Source organism: Achromobacter sp. LC458 (genome assembly GCF_001005835.2).
GTDB lineage: Bacteria > Pseudomonadota > Gammaproteobacteria > Burkholderiales > Burkholderiaceae_B > Achromobacter > Achromobacter spanius_B.
In genome coordinates, this window is sequence record NZ_LBHW02000015.1 from 118,052 (window position 1) to 143,492 (window position 25,441).

Genomic DNA, 25,441 nt, shown 5'->3' on the forward strand with positions numbered 1-25,441 from the left:
GATGGCGAGGCGATGGCAATTGCCATGGCCATCACCTGTCGCAATCGCGTGCGATCGGAATCGCGATCGGGATCGCGATCGCTACGGCCGCTAGCCTGGCCAAATCGGCCACGCGCGGGTCAACCGCGACGTACGCGGCCGACTCGCGCACGCATCAAGCGTACGGATGGACTGACGATGATTGAGAACTGGAGCCGGGAATGGCGGATCGGCAATCAGCCGAACACGACCACGGCTGGCGGGTTCGCGGCCCGGACCACGCCGACGGGCGGCGAGGCAGGCGGGAATACCGGCGGCGAAACAACCGCGCGAACGACCGCTGAGACGACTGGCGAAATGGCAGCCGAAATGACAGCCGTAATGACGCCCGAAATGACAGGAGGAACGACGGGGGAAATGACGGAAGAAAAGAGAGGAAAAGCGGTCGCCGAAGTAGCAGGCGACGAAGTAGCAGGCGACGAAATAGCGGACGACGGAACAGCCGGCGACGAGATAGCCAGCGACGAATCAGCCAGCGACGAAGCAGCCGACGACGAAGCACCCAGCGACGAGACAGCCGGTGACGATACGGGAAACCGCGCGCGGCAATATCCGCGGCCTGCCCCATGCTTCCTGCGCCAACGCATGCTGGCGTGCGCGACGGCAGCGGCAGTCGCCACGGCAGAGGCACCGACAAGGGTTTCGAAGGACGGCTTGGAAGCAGGCATTCGCGCAGGCTACCGACCGTTGCTTTTGCCGTCAATAGGCGCGCGCGACGCAAGCCTGTCCCAATACCCCCCAAAGACCCGGTTCCTGGATCGCCCCGCTCAGGCGCCGATGCGCCGCTGCTCCACCCCCATGTCGCGCCAGGCCTCGCCGTGGCAGGTGAACATCAGGATCTGATGGCGGGTGGCCGCATCGAACAAGGCGCGCTTCATGAAATCGCGGCGGGCGTCGTCGGTGTGCACCAGCGCATCGTCCAGCAACAGCAAGGTGGGCCGACCGGCCTCGCGAAGCAAGTCCGCATAGGCGAATCGCGCCAGAATGCCCAGCTGCTCGCGGGTGCCGAAACTTAGCGCATCCAGCAGGTCTTCGCCCTGCTCTCGGCGTAGCGCCGTGGGCAGCAACGCGTCGTCCAAGCGCAACGCCGCGTCTGGAAACAGCAGCGCCAGATAATGGTTCAGGCGGCGAGCCAGGGGCGCCTGCAAACGTTGCGTGGCCGCAGCACGCTTGTCGGTCAGCAGTTTTTGCAGCAGGTCCAGCGCAGCGGCGCGGCGTGCCAATTCATCGCGCCGACGCGCCAGCCGTTCGCATGCGGCGGTGGCTTCCGACAAGCGTTCGCCCAGCCCCTGCGCGCCCGCCTGATCCAGCTTGCCCTGCAACTGAAGAATCTCGCCGTGACGCTTGTGCTGCGCGTCGCGTTCGATGGCCGCCGATTTTTCATAGCGCTGTACGTCTTGCTCGGCCAACTCGGGCCGGTGGTCCGCCAGGGCGGCCTGGGCCTCGCGCACCCGGCGGTCCAGGTCGTCGTGCGCGCTGCGCGCTTCGGCCAGGCGGCCGGCACGCGCTTGACGCTGTTCGGCGCGCTCGGCCGACTGCATATCGGAGGCGCGCGCGGCGGCCTGCCCTTCCAGCAATTGCGCGCGTGCCAGGTCGGCGTCCAGCGCGCGTTGCGCCGCCGCCAACGACGCGTCCGCCTGCGCGACCACCGCTGTCGCGTCGCGCAGCGCCTGGGTCGCGGCAGGCAGATCGTCTTGATAGGTGCCCATCACCGCCGGCAACTTGGCCAGCCGTTCTTGCAACGCCACGCGGCGAGCCAGGGCCTCGTCACGCTGCCCACGCAATACATCCAGCCCCTTGGGCGCGTGGATGGCCAGCGTCTTGCGCATGCCGTCAAGCTCGCGCTGCAAGGCCGTATAGCGCGCGTGGCGCTGTTCGGCATCGGCCAGCGTTGCCACGCCCAGACGTTCCAGTAAACCGTTCCAGGCGGATTGCAGCCCGCCAAGCTCACGCTGAAGCGCCGGCAGATCCTGGCCGCCCGGCTCGATGCGGAAACTGCCCACACCGGGCAGATCGATGTCAGCGGCAGCCGTCAGCAGCACCTGCCCCGCGCCGCTGATGGCGCGGCCGTCCATGCTGGCCTCACGCCCGGCTTCCAGCTGGTATGACAAACGCGTCGCCACCGCTTGCTGGCGCAGTTGCAGGTTGGCCAGTTCACGTTCGGCTTTGCGCAGCGCGTCGATATCGCCATCGGCAATCTCAATGCGCAACGCCTCGGTCTTCAGCGTCGAGCCTTGTTCGATCAGGGTGGTTACGGCGCGTAGTGCGTCGTCCAGCCGCTCGATTTCGGCGTTCAATTGGCCAAGCTGATGCTCCAGGTCGCGCCGATCAGCCACGGCTTGAACCGCCGCAACGCGCAGGCGGGCCGCATCCAGCGCGGCGGCGTGCGCCTGCTGTTGCTGCTGCGCCCGCACAAGCGGCGCCTGGGCGGCATCGACGCGGGCGCGCGCGGCCTGGGCTTCCTTGACCAGCGCGTGATGGTCGGCTTCATCTTGTTGGTCGCGCCGCACCTGGTCTTGCAGCAAGGCCAGCGTTTGCACCGCCTGGGCCTGCTCGCGGCGCAGGCCTTCCAGCGCTTCGCGCTGTTTTGCCGCTGCGGCCAGCCGGGCGCGCGCGTCCGTGGCGCGCGCTTCAAAATCCTTCCAGGGTTCAGTGGCCTGGGCGCGCTCGTGATCGCGGCGCAGGCCGGCCAGGCGGTCGACATCGGCGTTCAGTTGCGCCATGGCCTGGGCGCAGTCGTCGCGCTCGGACGTGGCGCGCGCCAACGCGTCTTCGGCCTCTTTATAAATGCCCTTGGGGCGACCATTGCGCGCGTCCAGCAAGGCGGCGCGTTCCGCCGACACACGTTCAAACAGGCGGTCGCCATCCGTGGCCGTCAGTTCGCCTGACAGTTGCGTCAAGGCGTCGCGCAGATGCGTGCCCGCGTAAGACGCGGCGGCTTGCAAGTTGTGGCCGTCTCCTTGCTGTATCCACAGCAAACCGGGGATGCCGGCCAGATCCGGCTTGCTTTGTCCCCTGCCCGGCAGCTCAAACCCCAGCAGCGCCGCCAGGGCGTTTTCGGCCTCTTCGCCATCCAGGCGCTGAGCCCCATCGTCGATCAGCAATTCACAGCGCGCACGCGACAGGAACTGCTTTTTCAGCACGTACTGATGTCCGCCATGCGCGAACGATAGCTCAACGGTTGGCCGCGCGCCGGACTCGCCGTGGGGCGCCAGGTCGGCCACCTTGCTGGTGCTGTAGCGTTCCAGGAACGCCGCCCGTATGGCCGCCGCCACCGTGCTTTTACCGGCCTCGTTTGCACCCACGAAAAGGTTCAAACCGTCTTGCAGTCCATCCAGAACCAAGGGCTGGCGGAACTTGCGAAATTCTTCAAGCGCGATACGGGACAGCTTCATTTGGCGGCTCCCGTGGCGCTTTCGCGTTGAAATCTTAGTAGTAGCCGCAGGGCCTCGGCGGCAATGGCGGCTTGTTCGCCGTCCGCCTGCAAGGCCTGTAGTTGCGCGGCCACTTCGCCCACGTACCCACTTGCGCCAAGCTCGGCCAAATCGGCCTGGTCAGGCTCCAGCCGCAAGCCGGACAAGTCGGGCAACAGTGCGCGCACCTGGGCAGCGGCCTGGTCCATGGCGCGTTGCAGCGCGTCCCAGGTTTCCATGTTGACGTGCCCTTGCACATCCAGCCGAAGCACGTCTTCGGCGCGCAAGGCCGACAATTTTTCAGCCAGCGCGTGCGCGTCGGACGGCAGGCTGATGGTCTCGGCCCACGCCGACCAGCGGTATTTGCCGATGGCCACGCGTTCCACCACGGGTGTGGCGCCCGGTGTATCGATGCGCACGTCCAGCACGTAGCCGGGCTCGTTGTTGCGAAAGCGGTCTTGTTCCGGCGTGCCGGCATACCAGGTGCGGGTATCGATAGCCAAACAACCGTGCCAGTCACCCAGCGCCAGATAGTCCAGGCGGGCGCGCGCGGCGCGGTCAGGCGCGATGGGGTTGGTGGCGTCGATGGTGTCGGGCAAGCGGCCCGCCACGCTGCCATGCGCCAGGCCTACGCGCACGCGCCCAGGTTCGGTATCCAGGGAATCGAACGCCTGCGTGACGTCGTCGTAGGTATGGCGTTGCGTTAGCGGCGCGGCCAGCACCGCCACGTTGATGGCGGGCAGGTCGACCACGCCGATTTGCGTGGGTACGTGCACGTTCGCGGGGATGCAGTCCAACTGCGCCGCGCGGCTCCAGACGCTGTCGGCCAAGGCCGCGTCGTGGTTGCCGGCGATCATGACCCAGGGGCCGGCATAGGCCGTCATGGCGGCGAACAGGCGGCGGATGGTGCGGTCGGAAACGCCTTGCGTGTCGAAGACGTCGCCCGCGACCAGTACGGCATCGACGCCGCGTTCGGTGGCCAGCGCGGCGAGGCGCGCCACCACGTCGAAACGCGCCTCGGCCAGCAAGGCGGCGTCGTCGGTTTCAAATTGGCCGTACTGACGGCCGATCTGCCAATCGGCGGTATGCAGGAAATGAGTCATGCGGCGATTTTGGCATAAGCCGGCGCACATCAAAAAAGCGCAATGCCAAATTGATCACGCCGCATGATCACATCAACGGGCACCGCCCGATGATTCCCGCGATGGCTTGTTCGCGCGGGCCGAGCGACCCTCAGGCGCCCTTGCCGCCTAGCACCAACGACGGGTTGGACGACGCGCCGCGCTCGTAGCGCGACAAGCCCAGCCCGTCGGTGCTGATGGCGGGCCGCTGGCCCATGACCTGGTCGGCCACCAGCTTGCCGGAGCCGCAAGCCATGGTCCAGCCCAGTGTGCCGTGGCCGGTGTTCAGGAACAGGTTGCCGTAGCGGGTCGGCCCGACGATGGGGGTGCTGTCCGGCGTCATCGGGCGCAAGCCCGTCCAGAATTCCGCCTGCGCCACATGGCCGCTGTCGGGGAACAGGTCGTTGACGACCAATTCAAGCGTCTTGCGGCGCGCGTCTTTCAGGCGCAAGTCGAAGCCGGACAATTCCGCCATGCCGCCCACGCGGATGCGGTCATCGAAGCGGGTCACGGCGATCTTGTAGGTTTCGTCCAGGATGGTGGACACCGGCGCGGCGGCGTCATCCTTCATGGGGATGGTCAGCGAATAGCCCTTGACGGGGTACACCGGCAAGTCCAGGCCCAGCGGTTCAAGCAAGCCGCGCGTGTAGCTGCCGAAGGCGGCCACGTAGCGGTCGGCCGTCAGCACGTCGTTACCCACGCGCACGCCCGTGATCTGGCCGCCCGCGACGTTCAGACCGGAAACGGTCTGGTTGTAGCGAAAGTCCACGCCCAGCGCCGCGGCCATCTCGGCCAGGCGCGTGGTGAACAGGCGGCAGTCGCCGGTTTCATCATTGGGCAGCCGCAAGCCGCCAGCCAGCTTATGGATCGAGCGCGCCAGGGCGGGCTCGGCCGTGACCAGGCGATTGCGGTCCAGCAGCTCGTACGGCACGCCCACTTCTTCCAGCACGGCGATGTCGCGGCGGGCGGCTTCCAGCTGCGCGTCGGTGCGAAACAGCTGCAACGTGCCACGCGTGCGCTCTTCGTAATGGATGCCGGTGGACGCGCGCAATTCGCGCAGGCAGTCGCGGCTGTATTCGGCCAGGCGCAGCATGCGCTCTTTATTGATGGAATACCGGTCGGCCGAACAGTTGGCCAGCATGGCCGCCATCCATTTCAGCTGATACAGGCTGCCGTCCAGGCGAATGGCCAACGGCGCATGTTTCTTGAACAACCACTTGATGGCTTTCAGGGGAATGCCGGGCGCCGCCCAGGGCGTGGAATAGCCCGGCGACACCTGGCCGGCGTTGGCATAGCTGGTTTCCTGGGCGGCGGCGGGCTGGCGGTCCAGGACCGTTACCCGGGCGCCCTGACGGGCCAGGTAATACGCGGTGGTGGTGCCGATTACGCCACTGCCTAGGACGATCACATGCATGATTCTTTCCGTATTTGGATTTGCTCAGTAATTTCGGTAGTCTATGGGCCTCCTCGCAGTGAAAAGCACTGATTATTTTGCTTTGGCAGCGCTTTTTCTCGGGCACCCCCTCTTTTTTGATCGCCAAAAGTGAAATGCGCGAGCTAGATAGAATTGACCTGAAAATCCTGGAAATCCTGCAACGCGAAGGCCGCATTTCCGTCACGGATCTGGCCGAGCGAGTCAGCCTGTCGGCCACGCCTTGTTCAGACCGGGTAAAACGGATGGAGCGCGAAGGCGTGATCACGGGTTACCATGCGCGCGTCAATCCGGCGGCGCTGGGCAAGAACCTGCTGGTCTTCCTGGAAATCAAGCTGTCCGCCAAGTCGGGCGACGTGTTCGACAAGGTCAAGAAAGAACTGCTGTACGTGCCGGAAGTGATGGAATGCCATCTGGTGTCCGGCGATTTCGACTACCTGGTGAAGGCCCGGCTGACCGAGATGAATGAATACCGTCGACTGCTGGGCGAGATCCTTAAACGCCTGCCGGCGTCGGCGGAATCGCGCAGCTATGTCGTCATGGAAGAAATCAAGGAAACCTTGTATCTGCCCGTTGATCGCTAGCCGTTCGGCGCGGCTGACCGGCGTGGCGCATACCCGTGTGGTGCCGGCCGGCACGGCCCTGCCTGGCATGCGGTTTGTTACGGGCGCGCGCGTCGGCGGCTGCTATGCTGGCGGCCCTCCGACTCGCGCCGCTGGCCCTGTCCGACCCCAATTCTTTAGTCCCTGCCTATGACTCGTCTCTACAAATACTTTTTCCGTGGCCTGATCACCGTCCTGCCGCTGGCCCTGACCATCTACCTGCTGTACATCTTCCTGGCGTGGACGGAAGCCGTGGCGCTGACGTTCCTGCGCCCGTTCATTGGCGGCTTCTACGTGCCGGGCATGGGCCTGGCCCTGGGCATCCTGGGGATTCTGGCGATCGGCTATCTGGTGTCCAAGCAACGTGTGCAGCGCTTCTTGACCGTGGTGGAAATGCCCTTCACCAACCTGCCGGTGGTCAAAAGCATTTATTCGTCGCTAAAGAGCTTTGCCGATTATTTTTCGCCCAGCTCCAAGAACACGGCGCAACAGGTGGTGATTCTGCGCTTGCCGGGGCAACAACTGGAACTGGTGGGCCTGGTGACCCGCCGCAGCATGGAAGGCCTGCCCGAAGGATTCACGCAGGGCGACCGCGTGGCCGTTTATCTGCCGATGGGCTACATGATCGGCGGCTACACGGTATTTGTGCCGCAAGATTGGGTGCAGCCCATTGATATGTCGGTCGAAGAAGCCATGCGTTCGTCGCTGATCGCCTGGATGGCGCGCGCCGAACACCCCCGCCCCGCTGCGCCTACAGTCGTCGAGCCCACCGTCGCGCCGGACGCAGCTGAAGCGCCCGGAGCCGGTATGCCGGCAGCCCGTACGCCCGCCGCCGGTACGCCCGAAGCCGGTACGCCGGCCGCCCGTACGCCCGAAGCCGGTATGCCGGCCGCCGACGCCCCTCCCGCTGGCGGCCCTCGCTGAATCGCCCTACTTCCTGATACGCGCAATCCATGCCCTTGATCGAATTCACGCTTGCCGAAGGCAGCCCCTATATTGAAATCAACCAGCTCTTGAAAGCCACCGGCGTTTGCGACAGCGGCGGCGCGGGCAAGATGATGGTGGCTGACGGCCACGTCAGCGTGGGCGGCGTGGTTGAAACCCGCAAGACCGCGAAAATCCGTGGCGGCCAGATCGTCACCATCGGCGACATCCGCATCGTGGTGCGCGCCCCGCAAGCGCCCGCCCCCGACGCCTGAGCCGCACCCTTTTCCCAACCCGCCACACCGCGAGCCCTCATGAAATTCAAGATGTCCCAGAACTCCATCTTTGCCGTCCTGCTACGTTCGCCGTGGTGGATGAGCGCGGGGGTGGCGGTGGTGTTAAGCGCGGGTGGCTTTGCCGCCTTGCCGCTGGAATATGCCGCGATGGGCGTCTTCGCGGCGGTGCCGTTCGCGGTGATTGCGATCATGGCTGCCTACAAGCAACTGCGCGCGCCGTCGGGCACGCGCGTGCAAGCCGTGGCCGAAGCCGCGGCCGCCATGACCTGGGCCGACTTTGCCAACACCGTCGAAGCCGGATTCAAGCGCGACGGCTGCGAGGTCCAACGCCTGCAAACACCGGGTGCGGACTTTGCGTTAAGCAAGGACGGCCACGTGGCCATCGTCAGCGCCAAGCGCTGGAAGGCCGCCCGCGTGGGCGTTGAGCCCCTGCGCGAACTGCAAGCCGCGCGTGAAAAGCGCGGGGCGCGCGAAGCCATCTACATTGCACTGGGCGACGTGTCGGACAACGCCTGGGCCTACGCCAAGGCGCAAGGCGTGTCGCTGATGACGGCGCCCGAACTGACCAAGTTGCTGCGCGACTTGAAAACCTGAGCCCGCCCAGGCCTTTCATTCCCATCCGGACCTTGCAATGATCTACCGCATCCTGGCCGACCTGGTCCTTGTCGCGCACGGGCTTTTTGTCGCCTTCGTGGTGTTTGGCGGCCTGCTGGCCTTGTGGCGGCCGCGCATGGCCTACTGGCACCTGCCCGCCCTGGCCTGGGGCGCGGTGGTGGTCGGCATGGGGCTGATCTGCCCGCTGACGCCGCTGGAGGTGTCGCTGCGCCAGCAAGCCGGGCAGGAAGGCTATGCGGGCGGCTTCATCGAACACTACCTGCTTGGCGTCATCTACCCCGAAGGCATCACGCGCGACACGCAGATGATGCTGGCAGCCGTGCTGATCATCGGCAACATCGTCATCTACACCCTCTGGGCGCGCCGACGCCGCCGCGCCACCGCGCGCGCATAAAGCCTATGCGCGGCGATGAGCGTGTATGAGCCCGCACGAACCCGAACGAACCCGCACGAACCGCATGACCGAGCCTATCGACATGAACCCGACGCCCCAATCCGACAACGCCCCCGCCGACCCTTCCAGCCTGATCCGCGCCTTTGACGCCGACGGACGTGAAGTGCTGATCACGCGCGATGAATGGCGCGACAAGGTGTTGCCGGGCGCCATCGAACAGCGCTGGAACGATGCCGACGCGTTGGCGGCGTTGATCATCCAATCCTTGAACGACGACTTCATCGATGACATGGTCGGCCCCGCCGAACGGCTGGTGCAACTGGACCAGAACACCGAGCGCGCCGTGGTGTTGCAAGCCATCGTCTACCTGAAGCAAGGCCGCCTGGACGACAGCGAGCGCGTGTTGGCGGACTTCTGCGCGCGGCACGGTGACACCGGCATCGTGCTGACGAACCTGGCGAAGGTGCACGCCGAACGTGGCGACGACGACAAGACACTGGACACCTTGTGGCGCGCCCTGCAACGGGACCCCAACCAGGACAACGGCCTGGGCTGGTACGAAGCCATTCATCGCGACGTCGGCGGGGACGCGGCCGGCGTGGGCGCCATGCAGCGGGTTGCGGCCCTGCCCGGCAGCTGGCGCGCGCGCTTGTGGCTGGCACGCGGCGAATTGGGCGCGCACAACTATGCAGGCGCGCTGGCCCTGTATCGGGAAGCGTTGGTGCAAGCGGGCGAGCCGGTGCCCGGCGACCTGCTCATGCAGATGACGGGCGACCTGGGCAATGCGGGGCGCATTCCCGATATCGTGCAACTGGCCGCCCCGCACTATCGTGCCGCGGCGCACGGCCCGCAGGTCGGCAATAACCTGATCAAGGCCTACTTGCTGCTGGGCCAGCCCGACCCCGCCCGCCACATTCTGGATGCGCTGCACGCATTGGGGCAGCCGGAATGGAAGGAACACCTGGCATATTGGGATGCGGAACTGGCCCGGCTGCAAGCACAGCGCGGCGCCAGCGGCAGCGCCCCCTGACAGTGTCGTGACGGCGTCGTGACGCTGTGTTGTCGGTGTCGTGACGGTGTCTAGTCGGTGCCTTGTCGGCTTTCGCCGGACGCGACCGGCAGCGGCAACATCCCCGCGCGCCCCGCTTACCCTACAGCCCGCGCGCAATCACCAGGCGCTGGATATCGCTGGTGCCTTCGTAGATCTGGCAAACGCGTACGTCTCGATAGATGCGTTCGACTGGAAAGTCTTTCAGATAGCCGTATCCACCCAGCGTTTGAATGGCCGCCGAACACACTTTTTCGGCCATCTCGGATGCGAACAGTTTCGCCATCGACGCTTCCATCAGCGCCGGCCTGCCCGCTTCGCGCAGCGCCGCCGCGTGCAATACCATCTGGCGCGCCGCGTGCAGCTGCGTCGCCATGTCCGCCAAGCGGAACGACACCGCCTGATGTTCGAAGATAGGTTTGCCGAAAGCCTGGCGCTCGCGTGCGTAGTCGCGCGCGCATTCGAACGCGGCGCGCGCCATGCCTACCGATTGCGACGCAATGCCGATGCGGCCGCCTTCCAGATTGGCCAGCGCGATCTTGTAGCCCTCGCCTTCCGCGCCCAAGCGGTAGGCGGCCGGAATGCGCATGTCTTCAAAGGCGATGTGGCAGGTGTCCGACGCGTGCTGGCCCAGCTTGTCTTCCACGCGCAGCACCTGGTATCCCGGTGTGTCGGTCGGCACGATGAACGCGGATATGCCGCGCTTGCCCGCGTCCGGATCGGTAACGGCGAAAACGATGACCGTCTGCCCGCTTTTGCCGGACGTAATGAATTGCTTGGCGCCGTTCAGGATGTAATCGTCGCCATCGCGGCGCGCGCGCGTGCGCAGGCTGCTGGCGTCTGAACCGGCTTGCGGCTCGGTCAGCGCAAAGCCGCCGATGTGCTCGCCGCTTGCCAAGGGGCGCAGGAACTGGTCTTTCTGCGCGTCGGTGCCGAATTTAAGAATGGGCATGCACGCCACCGAATTGTGCACGCTCATGATGGTGGAACACGCGCCGCTGCCCGCCGCGATTTCCTCTAGCGCCACCGCGTAGGACACATAGCCGCTGGCGTTGCCGTCCCACTCTTCCGGCACAAGCATGCCGAAGAATCCCAGCTGCGCCATTTCCTGGATGGCGTCGGCGGGATAGTGGTGATCGCGGTCCCAGTGTTCGGCATGGGGCGCCAGCCGTTCCTGCGCAAAGCGGCGCGCCATATCCTGAATACTGAGCTGCTCTTCGTTCAACAACATGTTTTGTCTCCTGGGGTGGCCGTGGCACGCGGGCGCCGGATGGGCGCCGGGTGCCTTAGTTTTACGCGCCGCGCGGGGGATGGGGCGCGGCTCGGAATCGAGAATACACCGTCCGTGGGCGCGGGCGAGCCAGCCCTGGTGCATCGATTCGGCATCAAAGAACATTTCAGATTGCGTGAAATCCGCTTGCCGCTTTATCATGCAACTTATTAAGTATCTTGATAACCACCAATAAGGAATCCGCTGATGGATTACGACGTCATCATCGTGGGCGGCAGCTTTGCCGGCCTGTCCGCCGCCATGCAATTGGCGCGCGCCAGAAGACGCATTGTGCTGGTCGACGGCGGCCAGCCCCGTAACCGCTTCGCCGCGCATTCGCACGGCTTTCTGGGCCAGGACGGCAAGGCCCCGCACGACATCGTGCAACAAGCGCGCGAACAGCTGGCGCAATATCCCAGCGTGACATTCGTGGACGGCGACGCGCTCAATGCCGGCGGCGAATCGGGTCGCTTTGAAGTCCTGATGGCGGACGGCCAGCCGTTGCGGGCCAAACGCCTGATCCTGGCCACCGGCCTGCGCGACGAATTGCCCGGCGTGCCCGGCTTGCAGGAACGCTGGGGGCAGACGGTCCTGCATTGCCCCTATTGCCACGGCTATGAAACGGCCGATCGGCCGCTGGGCGTAATGGCGGCGCACCCCATGTCCGCGCATCAGGCCGTGCTGCTGCCCGACTGGGGCCCCACCACGTACTTCACGCAAGGCCAGTTTGAACCGGACGCGGAACAGGCCGCCTTGATGGCCAAGCGCGGCGTGCGCATCGAACGCAGCCCCATCGTTGAATTGATGGGCGCATCACCCCGCCTGGACGCCGTGAAGCTGGCCGACGGCCGACGCCTGGCCATCCACGCGCTGTTCGTCGCCAGCAAAACGCACATGGCCAGCCCGCTGGCCATGCAGCTAGGCTGCGCCTTTAACGATGGCCCGTTGGGGCCGATCATTGGCGTGGACGACCTGCGCCAGACCTCGGTGCCCGGCGTCTTCGCCGCAGGCGACGCCGCCATCCCCATGAGCAACGCCACGCTGGCCAGTGCGTCGGGGGTGATGGCGGGCGTGTGCGCGCATCGCTCGCTGGTGATGGAATAAGCGGGCATTAGCCGCCCTGCGCGCCGCAAGCGGTGCTGCGCAGTACGGGATGCAGGGGTCGCGGTCAAACGAACGGGAAGGAAAACCCGGGTACACGCAGTACCGGTATTCAGACTTGCCTTGTTGCGGCGGCGCTAAGGCAGAACAATGCGCGCTCACCATGAATATCAGGATGGCTTCGAATGCGTATTTCGTTCTTGCACACCATTGACGGCAACCGGGCCGTATTTGAGCATGCGGCAGCCCAGGGGGGCATGAATGCCGCGCAGTTGCGCCACGATGTGCGCCCGGATCTGCGGCAAGCCATTGACCAAGGGTTGGCAACGGATGGCGCGTTGCGCGATGCCATCCGCGACGCCGTACAGAACCTGGCCACCGATGCGGACGCCGTCCTCGTCACGTGTGCCACGCTGGGGCCGGTGATTGACCAGATGCCCGACTTTCCAGTGCCGGTGATCCGCGCCGACGTGGCGCTGGCCATGGCGGCCACCCGCGCTGGCGGATATATCGTCGTGCTTTGCGCGGCCCCTTCCGCCGTGGACGCCAACCGGATGCTGTTCGAGCGCCATGCCAAGGCCAGCGGGGCAACGGTGGCCGTGCACGTGGTACCGCAGGCCTGGGCGCTGTTCCAGGGCGGCGATATGCCGGCCTGCCTGCAAGCCTGCGCAAGCGCGGCGCAACAGGCCTATGAGCAAGGCGCCGACGTGGTGGCGTTTGCACATCCGTGGATGGCCGACGCCGCGGCGATGGTGCAGGGACAACGCCTGCCCCTGGACGCGGCACGGGCGGGTTTGCAGGCCGCGTTGCAACTGCCCACCCGCTCAAGCAACATCGCCCACGGATAAGCGCTACGGCCGTCCGTGGGCGATGCTTGCCGTCCTGCCCCCTTACCGGACCTTGCCCTCCTTCCAGGCCGCCAGCAGCTTTTCATACGGAATGGTCTCGCCCTTGGGCTTTTCGTTGGCCAGCTTTTTCCACGGCGCGTGCTGGTCCGACAGCCACTTGGACGGGTCGCTCTTGGCGTTCAGCTTGGGCGCGCATTGCGCCATCCCCGCCCGCTCCAGGCGCGCCATCACTTGATCCATCTCGTTGGCCAGGTTGTCCATGGCGGCCTGCGGCGTTTTTTCGCCGGTGACCGCCGTGGCCACGTTCTTCCACCACAGCTGCGCCAGCTTCGGGTAGTCGGGCACGTTGTTGCCGGTGGGCGTCCATGCCACGCGTGCCGGGCTGCGATAGAACTCGATCAGCCCGCCGTAGTTGGGCGCGTTCTTGGTGAAGAACTCGCTATGGATATCGCTGTCGCGAATGAAGGTCAGGCCCGTGATGGACTTTTTCAAGGACACCGATTTCGACGTGACGAACTGCGCGTACAGCCAGGCGGCGGCCATCTTGTCGGGGTTGGTGGACTTGAAGAACGTCCACGAGCCCACGTCCTGATAGCCGTTCTGCATGCCGTCCTTCCAGTACGGGCCATAGGGCGACGGCGCCATGCGCCATTTCGGCGTGCCGTCCTCGTTCACGACCGGCAGGCCCTTCTTGGTCATGTCGGCGGTAAAGGCCGTGTACCAGAAGATCTGCTGGGCGATCTGGCCCTGGGCGGGTACCGGACCGGATTCCGAAAACGTCATGCCCATGGCCTGTTGCGGCGCGTACTTTTTCATCCAGTCGATGTACTTGGTCAGCGCGTAAACGGCGGCCGGGCTGTTGGTAGCGCCGCCCCGCGAGACCGACGCGCCTACCGGCGTGCACTTGTCGTCGGCCACGCGGATGCCCCATTCGTCCACCGGCATGCCGTTGGGCAGGCCCTTGTCGGCCGCGCCCGCCATCGATAGCCATGCATCGGTAAAGCGCCATCCCAGCGACGGGTCTTTCTTGCCGTAGTCCATGTGCCCATAGACCTTCTTGCCGTCGATTTCCTTAACGTCGTTCGAGAAGAAATCGGCAATGTCTTCGTAGGCAGACCAATTGGTGGGCACGCCGAGGTCATAGCCGTACTTGGCCTTGAACTTGTCCTTCAAGTCCTGCCGGGCGAACCAGTCGGCGCGAAACCAATAGACGTTGGCAAACTGCTGGTCGGGCAATTGGTACAGCTTGCCGTCGGGCGCGGTGGTGAACTTGGTGCCGATGAAGTCCTTGATGTCCAGGTCGGGGTTGGTCCATTCCTTGCCCGCGCCGGCCATGTAGTCCGACAGCGGCAGGATGGCGCCGTAGCGGTAGTGCGTGCCGATCAAGTCCGAATCGGAAATCCAGCCGTCGTAGATGGACTTGCCCGACTGCATCGACGTCTGCAATTTTTCAACAACGTCGCCCTCCTGGATGAGATCGTGGTTGACCTTGATGCCGGTGATTTCACTGAACGCCTTGGCCAGCGTCTTGGATTCGTACTCGTGCGTGGTGATGGTTTCCGACACCACGCTGATCTCGTTGACGCCCTTGGCACGAAGCTTGGCCGCCGCGTCCATGAACCACTTCATTTCGGCCATCTGCTGGTCTTTGGACAGCGTGGAAGGCTGGAACTCGGAATCCACCCACTTCTTCGCTTCCGGCTCGCCGGCCCAAGCCCCTGATGTTCCGATCAGGGCGATAGCGGCCGCCATGGCGTGCATGCGCAATTTCATGACCTGTCTCCTCGAATACCCTTCCCCTTATGTTCTGCTGCGGACCTCTGGCCGGGGAAGATGCGGGCCCGTAGTCCTTCAAAACCTTCCATCCCGATTCGGCAGGGGTCGGTGCGCCCCTTCAGCCTTTTCTCATGATGAATGCCAGCAACAGCATGGACGCCACAAAGCTGATCCACACCGATGGCGGCTCATCCAGCGAAAACCATTCCACCGCCTTTTGGCCAAACCCCAGGAACGCCAGGTTCAGCCAGGCCGCGGCCATCAGGCCGATAAACAGCCTGTCGCCACGTGTGGTGCGCAGCGGCAGAAAGCCCTTGCGCTCGACCGTGGGCGATTTCAATTCCCACACCGTCATGCCCACCAGCATCAGCACGATGCAGGAAAAGAACACGGCGACGGGGGTGGTCCAAACCATCCAGCTGAACATGGCGGCCCCCTTCTACACGCGGCCCATCGCGAAACCCTTCGCGATGTAGTGGCGCACGAACCAGATGACGATGCCCCCCGGCACGATGGTCAGCACACCCGCTGCCGCCAGCACGCCCCAGTCCATGCCCGAGGCGGACACGGTGCGCGTCATGGTGGCCACGATGGGCTTGGCGTTGACCGAGGTCAGCGTGCGCGCCAACAGCAATTCCACCCAGCTGAACATGAAGCAGAAAAACGCCGCCACGCCCACGCCGGACTTGATCAGCGGCAGGAAGATCGTCAGGAAAAAGCGCGGGAAGGAATAGCCGTCCACATAGGCGGTTTCGTCGATTTCACGCGGTACGCCGGACATGAAGCCTTCCAGGATCCACACCGCCAGCGGCACGTTGAACACCAGGTGCGCCAGCGCCACGGCCAGGTGCGTGTCCATCAGCCCGAACGAGCTGTACAGCTGGAAGAACGGCAACAGGAACACGGCGGGCGGCGTCATGCGGTTGGTCAGCAGCCAGAAGAACACGTGCTTGTCGCCGATGAAGCGATAGCGCGAAAACGCATAGGCCGCAGGCAGCGCGACGGCCAGCGAAATCACCGTGTTGATGACGACGTAGATCAACGAATTGATGTAGCCCGAATACCAGGCCGGGTCCGTGAAGATGGTGCGGTAATGCTCGAACGTGAAATCGCGCGGCCACAGCGTCAGCGTGCTGACGATTTCGGTGTTGGTCTTGAATGACATGTTCAGCATCCAATACAGCGGCAGGATGGCGAACGCGAGGTAAAGCAGCAGGAAGGCGGAACGCCACCAGGTGGACGAGTCACGCATGGGTCGCCTCCTCGTCGGCGCTGCCGGCCGTGCCCGCGCGCTGCATCCAGTTGTAGAGGATGAAGCACAGCAGCAGGATGATTAAAAAGTAGATGATCGAAAACGCCGCGGCGGGGCCCAGGTCAAACTGGCCCACGGCCTTTTGCGTCAGGTATTGCGACAGGAACGTCGTGGCGTTGCCGGGGCCGCCGCCCGTCAGCACGAAGGGTTCGGTGTAGATCATGAAGCTGTCCATGAAGCGCAGCAGCACGGCAATCATCAGCACGCCGCGCATCTTGGGCAGCTGGATGTAGCGGAACACCGCCAGCCGCGACGCGCCGTCGATGCGCGCGGCCTGGTAGTAGGCATCGGGAATGGCGCGCAGGCCCGCATAGCACAGCAGCGCCACCAGGGGCGTCCAGTGCCACACGTCCATCACCAGCACCGTCACCCAGGCGTCCACGTCGTTGCCGGTGTAGTTGTAGTCCACCCCCAGCCACGACAGCGTCGCGCCCAGCAGCCCGATGTCGGTGCGGCCGAACACCTGCCAGATGGTGCCCACTACGTTCCACGGAATCAGCAGCGACAGCGCAATGATGACCAGCACGGCCGAGGCGCGCCAGCCGCCCGCCGGCATGGACAGCGCCAGCAAGATGCCCAACGGGATTTCAATGGCCAGCACCGCCAGCGAAAACCCGATCTGGCGAAACAAGGCGCCGTGCAGCTCTTCGTCTTGCAGCACGGCGGCAAACCACTCCGTGCCGACGAACACGCGGCGTTCGGGCGAGATGATGTCCTGCACCGAATAGTTGACGATGGTCATCAACGGCAGGATGGCCGAGAACGCCACGCACAGCACCACGGGCAGAACCAGGAACCAGGCCCGGTGATCGATAGGCTTCATGGGATCAGCACCTCGTCGCGATAAAAACAGGTGTGCGGGTTCAGCACCGACAGCCAGACGGTACCGCCGGCGGCGACCGGCACGATGTTGCTGCCCAGCCGGGCGCGCACGGGCGTGCCTTCAAAATCGGCCACCAGCAAGGTGTAGGTGCCCACGTCCTGCACACGGTCGACGCGCATGGCCAGCGCGCCCGGCGCGTTGGCTTGCTCCACCCGCAGGTATTCAGGGCGCACGCCCAGCTTGATGGCGCCCGTGCCCGCCAGCTTGGTCGCAAGGTTCGGCGCGGCGCCGGGCACGCGCGTGTGGCCGACCCACAGCGCGTCATCGCGCCATTGCGCCGGCAGGAAGTTCATGCCCGGCGAGCCGATGAAGTGCCCGACAAAGGTATGCGCCGGGCGTTGGAACAGGTCGTCGGCGCTGCCGACCTGCACGGCGCGGCCGCGCGCCATCACCATTACCTGGTCGGCAAAGGTCAGCGCCTCGGTCTGATCGTGCGTCACGTAGATCAGTGTCAGCTTGAATTCGTGATGGATTTCCTTGAGCTTGCGCCGCAGTTCCCACTTCAGCTGCGGGTCAATCACCGTCAAGGGTTCGTCGAACAGAATGGCCGACACGTCGCTGCGCACCAGCCCGCGACCCAGCGAAATCTTCTGCTTGGCATCGGCCGTGAGACCGCTGGCGCGGCGGTCCAGCACATGCGACATCTCAAGCATTTCGGCGATGCGGCCCACGCGTTCGCGGATGCGCTCGGGTGGCACGCCCCGATTGCGCAACGGAAACGCCAAGTTGTCCGCCACCGTCATCGTGTCGTAGACCACGGGAAACTGGAACACCTGCGCGATGTTGCGCGCCTGCGGGCTCTTGGCGGTGACGTCCTGCCCGTCGAACAAAATGCGCCCATGCGACGGCCGCAGCAAGCCCGACACGCAGTTCAGCAGCGTGGTCTTGCCGCAGCCCGACGGCCCCAGCAAGGCATAGGCTCCGCCATCGCGAAAGGTGAAGGTCAGCGGCAGCAGCGCGTAGTCCTCATCGGCCTTGGGGTCGGCCACATAGGAATGGGAAAGGTCCAGCTCGATCTGCGCCATCAGGCCGCCTCCCCCGCGCCGGCGGGTTGGCGCGGCGCGGCGAGCAAGGCGCCGCCGGCATCAAAGGCGTAGGTTTGGGCCGGGTCGAAATACAGCTGCACGCGTTCGTCCAGCGTGTAGCGGTGCACACCGGGCAGTTGCGCCACCACGTCGCCCGCTGCCGTGCTGGCGTGTACAAAAGTGTCCGAGCCGGAAATTTCGGCCAGCTTCACCACGCCGGGCAGGCTGATGTGGCCGGGGCGCGGCTCCACGTCCAGCGCCCCCGCGCGCAGGCCCGCCGTGATGTCGGCCCCCGCGTTGCCGGGCAGCGCGCGGTCCACGGCCAACTGCCCTTGCAGCACGAAACCGGCGTCGGTGCGCCGCGCGGCAAACAGATTCATGGGCGGGTCGCTGAAGGCGCGGGCCACGCGGATGGAGTTGGGGCGGTGGAATACCTGCGCGGTGGGGCCGTATTGCAGCAGTTCGCCAGCGTCCAGCACCGCCGTGTGGCCGCCCAGCAACAGGGCTTCGCCCGGTTCGGTGGTGGCGTAGACGACCGTGGAGCGCCCTTCGGCGAACAATTCCGAAAGCTCGTCGCGCAATTCCTCGCGCAGCTTGTAGTCCAGGTTGACCAGGGGCTCGTCCAGCAGGATCAGCGGCGCATCCTTGACCAGCGCCCGGGCCAACGCCACGCGTTGCTGCTGGCCGCCCGACAACTCCGACGGATAGCGGGCCAGCAGATGGTCGATATGCAGCCGCGCCGCCATGGCGCGGACTTTTTCGCCGATGTCCTTTTCGCCGCGCAGCGTCAAGGGCGAGGCAATGTTGTCGTAGACCGACATCGACGGGTAATTGATGAACTGCTGGTAGACCATCGCCACGTTGCGCTGGCGCACCGGAACGCCGGTAACGTCGGCGCCATCGACCAGCACGCGGCCTTCGGTGGGCCGGTCCAGCCCGGCCATGATGCGCATCAGCGACGTCTTTCCCGCCAGGGTCGCCCCCAGCAGCACCGTCATGGCGCCTGGCACGGGCGCCAGGCTCATAGGAGTCAGGTGCGTTTGCGAGCCGGCCCGCAAGGCAATCCTGTCCAAGGTCAGCTGCATGGTGTCTCCTCTACCTACTTATACGTCCCTGTTTTTTTCAACGGACTTCGGTAATCGGTACAGCGTTCCAACCGCAGCGCGCGAACGCGCCACGCAATGAGCATACTCTTTCAGACGGCTTTCGTTTTTTGTGCGTTTTACTCAAGAAGCGAACAAAAAACAATCTTGCACTGCGGCATTATTTTTCGCTTTTGTTGTTTTATCATGCGAACATGACACTGAATCCACGACAAAGCGCCTTGGTCGAAATGGTGCGAGCCCAGGGCTCGGCCACGATCGAAGAGCTTGCCAAACGTTTTGACGTCACGCTGCAAACCGTACGGCGCGACGTGAACATCCTTTCCGAAGCCGGCATGCTGTCGCGCTTTCATGGCGGCGTGCGCATCGAAGCGTCGACCATCGAGAACATTGCCTACCGCAAGCGCCAGGGGCTGCACGCCGCCGGCAAGCAGCGTATTGCCGAAGCGGTGGCGCGCGCCGTGCCGGACGGTTGTTCGCTGATCCTGAATATCGGCACCACCACCGAGGCCATCGCGCGCGCCCTGCTGCGCCACCGCGGCCTGCGCGTCATTACCAACAACCTGCACGTGGCGGACATCCTGTCGGACAACCCCGACTGCGAAGTCATCGTGGCCGGCGGCGTGGTGCGGTCGCGCGACCGTGGCATCGTGGGCGAAGCCACCATGGATTTCATCCGCCAGTTCAAGGTCGATATCGGCCTGATCGGCATTTCGGGCATCGAAGCCGACGGCACGCTGCGCGATTACGACTTCCGCGAGGTGCGCGTGGCCCGGACCATCATCGAGCAATCGCGGGAAGTGTGGCTGGCGGCCGACAGCAGCAAATTCAAGCGCCAGGCGATGGTGGAACTGGCGCACATTTCGCAGATCGACCGCTTCTTTACCGACGCGCATCCGCAAGAACCGCTGGCCCAGGTGCTGCTGGATTCGGGCGTGCGCTGCGAAGTGGCGGCGGCACCTCATGCAGCCAACGCGGCCGGCGCGCCCGACACTTCCAGCACATCCAACGCGGCCGGCGCGCAAGACTCCACGAACACCTCGGCACCCAACGCTTGAAAAAACGCGCGGGACCCGGGCTCATCCCCCGCCACCCGCGCTTCGCACGAAACCACCCTGCTTTTACCTGGCGGCCCCGCCGCGACAACTTATGAACCAACCCCTAGCCAACGTCACTCCGCCCGATCGCAACCGCCTGCTGTCCACCTTGGACAACACGCCGTCCTGGGACGTCATCGTCATCGGCGGCGGCGCCACGGGCCTGGGCACCGCCGTGGACGCGGCATCGCGCGGTTACCGCACGTTGCTGATCGAAGGCGCGGACTTTGCCAAGGGCACGTCCAGCAAGGCAACCAAGCTGGTGCACGGCGGCGTGCGCTACCTGGCGCAGGGCAACGTCAGCCTGGTGCGAGAAGCGCTGCACGAACGCGGCCTTTTGAACCGCAACGCGCCGCATCTGGTGTGGCCGCTGGGCTTTGTGGTGCCCGCCTACAACCTGTTCGACCAGCCCTTCTACGGCATCGGCCTGAAGATGTACGACATGCTGGCGGGCAAGCTGAACCTGGCGCCCAGCCGCTGGTTGTCGCGCCGTGACACCCTGGCGAACGCGCCGACGCTGGCTGAAAAGGTCAACGGGCGCGGGCTGAAGGGCGGCGTGCTGTATTACGACGGCCAGTTCGATGACGCGCGCCTGGCGATGAGCCTGATGCGCACGCTGTTCGACCTGGGCGGCACGGCGGTCAACTACGTGCGCGCCACCGGCCTGACCACCTCCCACGGCAAGGTCGACGGCGTGACCGCGCAGGACGTGATCGGCGGCGCCAGCTTTTCGCTGCGCGCGCGCTGCGTGATCAACGCCACCGGCGTGTGGGTGGATGCGGTGCGCCGCATGGAAGACAAGAACGCGGCCACGATGGTGGCGCCCAGCCAGGGCGTGCACCTGACCTTGCCGCGCGAATTCCTGCCGGGCAACCGCGCCATCCTGATCCCCAAGACCGACGACGGCCGCGTGCTGTTCGTGGTGCCATGGAACGGCCACACCATCGTGGGCACCACCGACACGCCGCGCGGCGACCTGCCGCTGGACCCGCAAGCCGGTGCGCAGGACGTGGACTTCATCCTGAACACGGCGGCGCGCTACCTCAGCCGCAAGCCCACGCGCGACGACGTCACCAGCGTGTGGGCGGGCTTGCGTCCGCTGGTCAAGGCCACCGGCGACGCCGCCACCAAGCAGCTGTCGCGCGAGCACACCATCCTGGTGTCCAACGCCGGCTTGGTGACGGTGACGGGCGGCAAGTGGACCACCTACCGCCGCATGGCGCAGGACGTGGTGGACACCGCGATCCAGCATCAGTTGCTGACGCAGGCGTCGTGCCGCACCGAATCGTTGCCGTTGCATGGCGCGTCCGGGCTGGCGCCCTCGCAGGAACACGCGGGCACGCCGGACAGCTATTACGGCAGCGATCTGGCCACGTTGAAGGCCCTGCCGGGTGCCGAGCGCATGCTGGTCAAGGCCAGCGGGCTATCCGAGGCGCATGTGCGCTTTGCGGCGCGTTTTGAGTTGGCGCGCAGCGCCGAAGACGTGCTGGCGCGCCGCAACCGCGCGCTGTTCCTGGACGCGGAAGCCGCGATGCTCGCCGCCCCCGAAGTGGCCCGCATCCTGGCCGAAGAACTGGGCCACGACGCGGCCTGGCAACAGCGCACGTTGCAGGAACTGGCGGTCGTTGCCGCGACGTATCGGCTGTAGAACGGGTGGGCGGCCGGGGCGCAGAACACGCCCCGCCCTTGCACCAACTTTGCGCCGCCTTGACGCAGCTTTACGGCACTTTCAGCCGGCTGTGCTGAATCATGGTTTCGAATACGCGCAGCAGGTCGGGGTCGCATTTTGCGCCGGCCTCGCGATGCAGAATGGCCATGATTTCAGCGTGCGAGCGCGCCGGATGATAAGGGCGTGTATCCCCCAGTGCATCGTAGGAATCCGCCAGCGAAATGATGCGCGACAACATCGGAATCGCGTGGTGCGCCAGCCCCGCGGGATACCCGGACCCATCAAAATGTTCGTGATGGTGGCGTACGGCCTGCGCGATGAGCTCGCGCTGCGGGATATCGCTGTGCATGAGGATGTCGGCGCCCACCGTGGCGTGCGCTTTCATGATGTCCCAATCGTCTTTTTCCAACCGGTGCGGGGCGTACAGCACGCGGTCGGGGGTGCCGATCTTACCCACGTCGTGCAGGCGCGCGGCAACCGCCACCGCCCGCTGCTCGTCTTGCGTCAAACCACACGCCTGGGCCAACGCCACGCTTAGGGCAACCACGCGGTCGCAGTGCCGGCCGGTGGCCGCGTCTCGCGCCTGCATGGCCGCGAACAATGCGGCCTCGCAGGAACCTGAATCTAGGGGTACGTCTGGGGGCATCAAGGAAGGCGCGGCACCGGGTTGGGACGCCGCATTTGTATCGGAAAGTCGCAATTCTGACACAATGTGCCCCGCCCCTGACCAAGCAGCCGACGGGCGTACAAGCGGCGCAGATCAAAGCTTTGGCCAGGAGCGGCCCCGGCCCGCGCCGCTTACCGGACGATTTCAGCGCTTGAGCCGCTCCAGCAGGGCCTCGGCGACCGCCACCGACGACGCCGGATTCTGCCCCGTGACCAGCAAGCCATCGCAAATCACGTACGGCTGCCAGTCCGGGCCACGGCTGTACACGCCGCCCAGACGCGTGAGCTCGTCTTCAACCAAAAACGGCACCACGTCGGTCAATTGCACCGCCGCTTCCTCGCTATTGGTAAAGCCCGTGACCTGACGCCCCTGCACCAGCGGCTTGCCGTCGGCCGTCTTGGCATGGCGCAGCACGCCGGGCGCATGGCACACCGCCGATACCGGCTTGCCCGCCGCCAGCATGGTTTCGATCAAGGCAACGGACTTGGTGTCTTCCGCCAGATCCCACAGCGGGCCGTGGCCGCCGGGATAGAACACCGCGTCGTAATCCGCGGCCTGCATGTCGGCCAGCCGCTGCGTGTTGGCCAGCACGCGCTGGGCTTCGGCGTCCTGGCGAAAGCGGCGCGTGGCGTCGGTCTGGGCGTCGGGGTCGTCGCTCTTGGGGTCCAGCGGCGGCTGGCCGCCCTTGGGCGAGGCCAGCGTCACTTCCGCGCCCGCGTCCAAAAACGCGTAATAAGGCGCGGCAAACTCTTCCAGCCAGAAGCCCGTCTTGCGGCCGGTGTTGCCCAGCGTGTCGTGGGATGTCAGCACGATAAGGATTTTCATGTTGCGCTCCGTTTGATTGCGCGCTTATTCGTCCGGGCCGACGCGCACGATGCGCTTGCCCGCGTTTTCGCCCTTGAGCAGGCCGATCAGGCCGCGCGGCGCGTTCTCCAGCCCGTCGACCACGTCTTCGCGGTACTTGATGCGGCCTTGCGCGATCAGGCCTTCCATGGCCTCGCGGAATTCGCCATAGCGATGCGCGTATTCGTTGAAGATGATGAAGCCCTGCACCTTCAGGCGCTTGGTCAGGATGGTGCGCATCAACAGCGCCAGGCGGTCGGGGCCGTCGGGCAGGCTGGTGGCGTTGTAGGCCGAGATCAAGCCGCAGACCGGCACGCGCGCGCGTGGGTTCAACAGCGGCAGCACGGCATCGAACACCGCGCCGCCCACGTTTTCGAAATAGACGTCGATGCCTTGCGGCACGGCACGCGCCAGTCGGCCGGCCAGGTCGGGCGCCTTGTGGTCCAGGCAGTCGTCAAAGCCCAGTTCGTCCACCACGTAGCGGCATTTGTCCGCGCCGCCGGCAATGCCCACGACCTTGCAGCCGTGGATTTTGGCGATCTGCCCCACCACCGCGCCCACCGCGCCGCTGGCCGCGGCCACCACCACGGTTTCGCCCGCCTTGGGTTGGCCAATGTCCAGAAGGCCCATGTAGCCGGTGAAGCCGGGCATGCCCAGCACCCCCAACGAATACGACGGATGCTGCGGCTTGGCGCCCAGGCGCAGCAGGCCCGTGCCGTCGGACACCGCGTAGTCCTGCCAACCGGACTGCGCCAGCACCCATTCGCCGGCCTTGAATTCGGGGTGGTTGGACGCCTGCACGCGGCAGACCGTGCCGCCCACCATGGGCTGGCCGATCTGGACGGGTTCGGCGTAGGAAGGCGCGTCGCTCATGCGGCCGCGCATATAGGGGTCAAGCGACAAGTAGACCGTGCGCAGCAAGACCTGGCCGGGGCCGGGTTGCGGCACGTCGCCTGTTTCCAGGCGGAAATCGTTGTCGGTGGGTTCGCCGTGCGGGCGTGCGGCAAGCACGATGCGGCGGTTGATTGACGAGGATTGCGTCATTGAAGTCCAGCCTCCTGGGGAAGCCGCCCAAGGTCTTGCAGGCAATGCCCGGGGCAGCAAGATGGGGAACCGAGCCATTACACCATCGATGTCGGCCGACCTGCTTCGTAACCCTGATGCTCGCCCCCTCTTTTAATTAATTAAAAGATTAATTAAACTGCGCGACATGAACAAATCGCTGTCCACGTCTGCCCCCTCCCCCGTTGACGCGCCGCGCGCGCGCCGCCCCGGCCGCCCGGCGCGACCCGATGCCGCCGCCATGCGCGAACAATTGCTGGACATCGCCACGGGCCTGTTCGCGGCCCAGGGCGTGGCCGCCACCACCATCGCGCACATCGCCCAGCGCGCGGCCGTCACGCCGGCCATGCTGCATTACTACTTCAAAAGCCGCGACCAATTGATCGACGCCGTCGTGCTTGAGCGCGTCGTGCCGGTGATCGGTTTTGTGTGGTCGCCCGTCCCGCTGGCGTCGGATGCCAAAGGCGGCGGCGCCGATAGTGGCAACGACGGCAAGTCTACGACGCCGGCGCCTGCCGCAAGCGCCGACCCGGCCGCTGCCGCGCGCGGCTACCTGGTGGAAATCGTGAAGCGCATCGTGCAAAGCGCCACCGACCGGCCCTGGCTGCCCGCGCTGTGGATCCATGAAGTGGTCAACGAAGGCGGTCAACTGCGCGAACGCGTGCTGCCTCATGTCCCCACCGAACGCCTGGCCGCTTTCGCCGCCGTGATCGGTCAGGCGCAGCAACGCGGCGCCATCACGCCGGGCGTCGAGCCGCGCCTGGTGTTTTTGTCCATCCTGGGCCTGACGCTGTTGCCCCTTGCCACGTCGAACCTGTGGCGCCGCCTGTGGCAGGGCAACCCGCCCATGCAGGCCATTGATACCGACGCGATCGCGGACCACGCCATCGCCATGCTGACC

At 65.4% G+C, this 25,441-nt stretch carries 25 protein-coding genes; 12 read left to right on the forward strand and 13 right to left on the reverse strand.

Annotated features, from left to right (window positions below):
* Positions 1-177 precede the first annotated feature (177 nt).
* Positions 178-882: a hypothetical protein gene (locus tag YH64_RS14890; RefSeq protein ID WP_046805012.1), complete on the forward strand. Its 705-nt coding sequence runs from the start codon at positions 178-180 to the stop codon at positions 880-882.
* Here the strand turns inward: YH64_RS14890 and YH64_RS14895 are convergent.
* The 3 genes from YH64_RS14895 to YH64_RS14905 all read right to left on the reverse strand — a co-directional run bounded on the left by YH64_RS14895 (position 807) and on the right by YH64_RS14905 (position 5,987).
* Entirely contained in the window at positions 807-3,434 is a 2,628-nt protein-coding gene (locus YH64_RS14895; protein ID WP_046805013.1) for an AAA family ATPase, read from the reverse strand. The genes YH64_RS14890 and YH64_RS14895 overlap by 76 nt on opposite strands.
* Positions 3,431-4,555: a DNA repair exonuclease gene (locus YH64_RS14900; RefSeq protein ID WP_046805041.1), complete on the reverse strand. Its 1,125-nt coding sequence runs from the start codon at positions 4,553-4,555 to the stop codon at positions 3,431-3,433. The genes YH64_RS14895 and YH64_RS14900 overlap by 4 nt, the downstream gene beginning before the upstream one ends.
* 130 nt (positions 4,556-4,685) lie before the next feature.
* Positions 4,686-5,987, reverse strand: a complete 1,302-nt coding sequence (locus YH64_RS14905; protein ID WP_046805014.1) for a D-amino acid dehydrogenase — start codon at positions 5,985-5,987, stop codon at positions 4,686-4,688.
* Between the two features lie 134 nt (positions 5,988-6,121).
* Here YH64_RS14905 and YH64_RS14910 point away from each other — a divergent pair, with 134 nt between their 5' ends.
* From YH64_RS14910 to YH64_RS14935, 6 genes are all read left to right on the forward strand, one after another.
* Positions 6,122-6,589 (forward strand): winged helix-turn-helix transcriptional regulator, encoded by a 468-nt coding sequence (locus tag YH64_RS14910; protein WP_046805042.1) that lies wholly within the window; start codon positions 6,122-6,124, stop codon positions 6,587-6,589.
* 168 nt (positions 6,590-6,757) lie between these two features.
* Positions 6,758-7,531 (forward strand): DUF502 domain-containing protein, encoded by a 774-nt coding sequence (locus YH64_RS14915; RefSeq protein ID WP_143215394.1) that lies wholly within the window; start codon positions 6,758-6,760, stop codon positions 7,529-7,531.
* Between the two features lie 29 nt (positions 7,532-7,560).
* Complete coding sequence (locus YH64_RS14920; protein ID WP_046805016.1) at positions 7,561-7,806, forward strand: RNA-binding S4 domain-containing protein; 246 nt, start codon at positions 7,561-7,563, stop codon at positions 7,804-7,806.
* A 39-nt stretch (positions 7,807-7,845) separates the two neighbouring features.
* Positions 7,846-8,421: a restriction endonuclease gene (locus YH64_RS14925; RefSeq protein WP_046805017.1), complete on the forward strand. Its 576-nt coding sequence runs from the start codon at positions 7,846-7,848 to the stop codon at positions 8,419-8,421.
* A 37-nt stretch (positions 8,422-8,458) separates the two neighbouring features.
* A complete protein-coding gene (locus tag YH64_RS14930; RefSeq protein ID WP_046805018.1) occupies positions 8,459-8,836 on the forward strand; it encodes a DUF2784 domain-containing protein in 378 nt (125 codons plus the stop codon).
* 25 nt (positions 8,837-8,861) lie between these two features.
* Complete coding sequence (locus YH64_RS14935; protein WP_255444471.1) at positions 8,862-9,866, forward strand: lipopolysaccharide assembly protein LapB; 1,005 nt, start codon at positions 8,862-8,864, stop codon at positions 9,864-9,866.
* 121 nt (positions 9,867-9,987) lie between these two features.
* Here the strand turns inward: YH64_RS14935 and YH64_RS14940 are convergent, their stop codons facing one another.
* Positions 9,988-11,115: an acyl-CoA dehydrogenase family protein gene (locus YH64_RS14940; protein ID WP_046805019.1), complete on the reverse strand. Its 1,128-nt coding sequence runs from the start codon at positions 11,113-11,115 to the stop codon at positions 9,988-9,990.
* Between the two features lie 246 nt (positions 11,116-11,361).
* Between YH64_RS14940 and YH64_RS14945 the strand changes: the two genes are divergently transcribed.
* Both YH64_RS14945 and YH64_RS14950 read left to right on the forward strand, forming a co-directional pair.
* Positions 11,362-12,258, forward strand: coding sequence for an NAD(P)/FAD-dependent oxidoreductase (locus tag YH64_RS14945; protein ID WP_046805020.1), 897 nt, complete (start codon positions 11,362-11,364; stop codon positions 12,256-12,258).
* Between the two features lie 182 nt (positions 12,259-12,440).
* Complete coding sequence (locus YH64_RS14950) at positions 12,441-13,103, forward strand: hypothetical protein (RefSeq protein ID WP_046805021.1); 663 nt, start codon at positions 12,441-12,443, stop codon at positions 13,101-13,103.
* A 42-nt stretch (positions 13,104-13,145) separates the two neighbouring features.
* Here YH64_RS14950 and YH64_RS14955 read toward each other — a convergent pair whose 3' ends face one another.
* The 6 genes from YH64_RS14955 to YH64_RS14980 form a co-directional block, all read right to left on the reverse strand.
* Entirely contained in the window at positions 13,146-14,876 is a 1,731-nt protein-coding gene (locus YH64_RS14955; protein ID WP_046805022.1) for an ABC transporter substrate-binding protein, read from the reverse strand.
* Between the two features lie 121 nt (positions 14,877-14,997).
* Positions 14,998-15,306, reverse strand: coding sequence for a DUF2160 domain-containing protein (locus YH64_RS14960; RefSeq protein ID WP_046805023.1), 309 nt, complete (start codon positions 15,304-15,306; stop codon positions 14,998-15,000).
* Between the two features lie 12 nt (positions 15,307-15,318).
* Complete coding sequence (locus YH64_RS14965) at positions 15,319-16,131, reverse strand: carbohydrate ABC transporter permease (RefSeq protein ID WP_046805024.1); 813 nt, start codon at positions 16,129-16,131, stop codon at positions 15,319-15,321.
* Entirely contained in the window at positions 16,124-17,014 is an 891-nt protein-coding gene (locus YH64_RS14970; protein ID WP_046805025.1) for a carbohydrate ABC transporter permease, read from the reverse strand. The genes YH64_RS14965 and YH64_RS14970 overlap by 8 nt, the downstream gene beginning before the upstream one ends.
* Positions 17,011-18,099: an ABC transporter ATP-binding protein gene (locus YH64_RS14975; RefSeq protein ID WP_046805026.1), complete on the reverse strand. Its 1,089-nt coding sequence runs from the start codon at positions 18,097-18,099 to the stop codon at positions 17,011-17,013. Before YH64_RS14975 ends, YH64_RS14970 begins: the two co-directional genes overlap by 4 nt.
* On the reverse strand, positions 18,099-19,184 hold the full coding sequence (locus YH64_RS14980) for an ABC transporter ATP-binding protein (protein ID WP_046805027.1): 1,086 nt from the start codon (positions 19,182-19,184) through the stop codon (positions 18,099-18,101). The genes YH64_RS14975 and YH64_RS14980 overlap by 1 nt, the downstream gene beginning before the upstream one ends.
* 212 nt (positions 19,185-19,396) lie before the next feature.
* On the opposite strand from YH64_RS14980, the gene YH64_RS14985 reads away from it, so the two are divergent.
* Positions 19,397-20,260, forward strand: a complete 864-nt coding sequence (locus tag YH64_RS14985; RefSeq protein ID WP_046805044.1) for a DeoR/GlpR family DNA-binding transcription regulator — start codon at positions 19,397-19,399, stop codon at positions 20,258-20,260.
* Positions 20,261-20,351: 91 nt separating this feature from the next.
* Entirely contained in the window at positions 20,352-21,947 is a 1,596-nt protein-coding gene (locus YH64_RS14990; RefSeq protein WP_046805028.1) for a glycerol-3-phosphate dehydrogenase/oxidase, read from the forward strand.
* 70 nt (positions 21,948-22,017) lie between these two features.
* On the opposite strand, the gene YH64_RS14995 is transcribed toward YH64_RS14990, so the two are convergent.
* The 3 genes from YH64_RS14995 to YH64_RS15005 all read right to left on the reverse strand — a co-directional run bounded on the left by YH64_RS14995 (position 22,018) and on the right by YH64_RS15005 (position 24,522).
* Complete coding sequence (locus YH64_RS14995; RefSeq protein ID WP_046805029.1) at positions 22,018-22,614, reverse strand: HD-GYP domain-containing protein; 597 nt, start codon at positions 22,612-22,614, stop codon at positions 22,018-22,020.
* 165 nt (positions 22,615-22,779) lie between these two features.
* On the reverse strand, positions 22,780-23,460 hold the full coding sequence (locus tag YH64_RS15000; RefSeq protein ID WP_046805030.1) for a type 1 glutamine amidotransferase domain-containing protein: 681 nt from the start codon (positions 23,458-23,460) through the stop codon (positions 22,780-22,782).
* 24 nt (positions 23,461-23,484) lie between these two features.
* On the reverse strand, positions 23,485-24,522 hold the full coding sequence (locus YH64_RS15005; RefSeq protein ID WP_046805031.1) for an NADP-dependent oxidoreductase: 1,038 nt from the start codon (positions 24,520-24,522) through the stop codon (positions 23,485-23,487).
* 166 nt (positions 24,523-24,688) lie between these two features.
* Between YH64_RS15005 and YH64_RS15010 the strand changes: the two genes are divergently transcribed.
* The coding region (locus tag YH64_RS15010) for a TetR/AcrR family transcriptional regulator (protein ID WP_143215395.1) at positions 24,689-25,441 on the forward strand (753 nt) is incomplete at its 3' end.

Excerpts from the sequence above, each read along its gene's own strand:
- YH64_RS14975 (WP_046805026.1), bottom strand. The coding sequence starts at position 18,099 with ATGGCGCAGATCGAGCTGGACCTTTCCCATTCCTATGTGGCCGACCCC.
- YH64_RS14925 (WP_046805017.1), top strand. The coding sequence starts at position 7,846 with ATGAAATTCAAGATGTCCCAGAACTCCATCTTTGCCGTCCTGCTACGT.
- YH64_RS14945 (WP_046805020.1), top strand. The coding sequence starts at position 11,362 with ATGGATTACGACGTCATCATCGTGGGCGGCAGCTTTGCCGGCCTGTCC.
- YH64_RS15005 (WP_046805031.1), bottom strand. The coding sequence starts at position 24,522 with ATGACGCAATCCTCGTCAATCAACCGCCGCATCGTGCTTGCCGCACGC.
- YH64_RS14980 (WP_046805027.1), bottom strand. The coding sequence starts at position 19,184 with ATGCAGCTGACCTTGGACAGGATTGCCTTGCGGGCCGGCTCGCAAACG.
- YH64_RS14950 (WP_046805021.1), top strand. The coding sequence starts at position 12,441 with ATGCGTATTTCGTTCTTGCACACCATTGACGGCAACCGGGCCGTATTT.
- YH64_RS14995 (WP_046805029.1), bottom strand. The coding sequence starts at position 22,614 with ATGCCCCCAGACGTACCCCTAGATTCAGGTTCCTGCGAGGCCGCATTG.
- YH64_RS14935 (WP_255444471.1), top strand. The coding sequence starts at position 8,862 with ATGAGCCCGCACGAACCCGAACGAACCCGCACGAACCGCATGACCGAG.
- YH64_RS14940 (WP_046805019.1), bottom strand. The coding sequence starts at position 11,115 with ATGTTGTTGAACGAAGAGCAGCTCAGTATTCAGGATATGGCGCGCCGC.
- YH64_RS14895 (WP_046805013.1), bottom strand. The coding sequence starts at position 3,434 with ATGAAGCTGTCCCGTATCGCGCTTGAAGAATTTCGCAAGTTCCGCCAG.
- YH64_RS14910 (WP_046805042.1), top strand. The coding sequence starts at position 6,122 with ATGCGCGAGCTAGATAGAATTGACCTGAAAATCCTGGAAATCCTGCAA.
- YH64_RS14960 (WP_046805023.1), bottom strand. The coding sequence starts at position 15,306 with ATGTTCAGCTGGATGGTTTGGACCACCCCCGTCGCCGTGTTCTTTTCC.
- YH64_RS14915 (WP_143215394.1), top strand. The coding sequence starts at position 6,758 with ATGACTCGTCTCTACAAATACTTTTTCCGTGGCCTGATCACCGTCCTG.
- YH64_RS14890 (WP_046805012.1), top strand. The coding sequence starts at position 178 with ATGATTGAGAACTGGAGCCGGGAATGGCGGATCGGCAATCAGCCGAAC.
- YH64_RS14920 (WP_046805016.1), top strand. The coding sequence starts at position 7,561 with ATGCCCTTGATCGAATTCACGCTTGCCGAAGGCAGCCCCTATATTGAA.
- YH64_RS14930 (WP_046805018.1), top strand. The coding sequence starts at position 8,459 with ATGATCTACCGCATCCTGGCCGACCTGGTCCTTGTCGCGCACGGGCTT.
- YH64_RS14905 (WP_046805014.1), bottom strand. The coding sequence starts at position 5,987 with ATGCATGTGATCGTCCTAGGCAGTGGCGTAATCGGCACCACCACCGCG.
- YH64_RS14900 (WP_046805041.1), bottom strand. The coding sequence starts at position 4,555 with ATGACTCATTTCCTGCATACCGCCGATTGGCAGATCGGCCGTCAGTAC.
- YH64_RS14970 (WP_046805025.1), bottom strand. The coding sequence starts at position 17,014 with ATGAAGCCTATCGATCACCGGGCCTGGTTCCTGGTTCTGCCCGTGGTG.
- YH64_RS14955 (WP_046805022.1), bottom strand. The coding sequence starts at position 14,876 with ATGAAATTGCGCATGCACGCCATGGCGGCCGCTATCGCCCTGATCGGA.
- YH64_RS14965 (WP_046805024.1), bottom strand. The coding sequence starts at position 16,131 with ATGCGTGACTCGTCCACCTGGTGGCGTTCCGCCTTCCTGCTGCTTTAC.
- YH64_RS14990 (WP_046805028.1), top strand. The coding sequence starts at position 20,352 with ATGAACCAACCCCTAGCCAACGTCACTCCGCCCGATCGCAACCGCCTG.
- YH64_RS15000 (WP_046805030.1), bottom strand. The coding sequence starts at position 23,460 with ATGAAAATCCTTATCGTGCTGACATCCCACGACACGCTGGGCAACACC.
- YH64_RS14985 (WP_046805044.1), top strand. The coding sequence starts at position 19,397 with ATGACACTGAATCCACGACAAAGCGCCTTGGTCGAAATGGTGCGAGCC.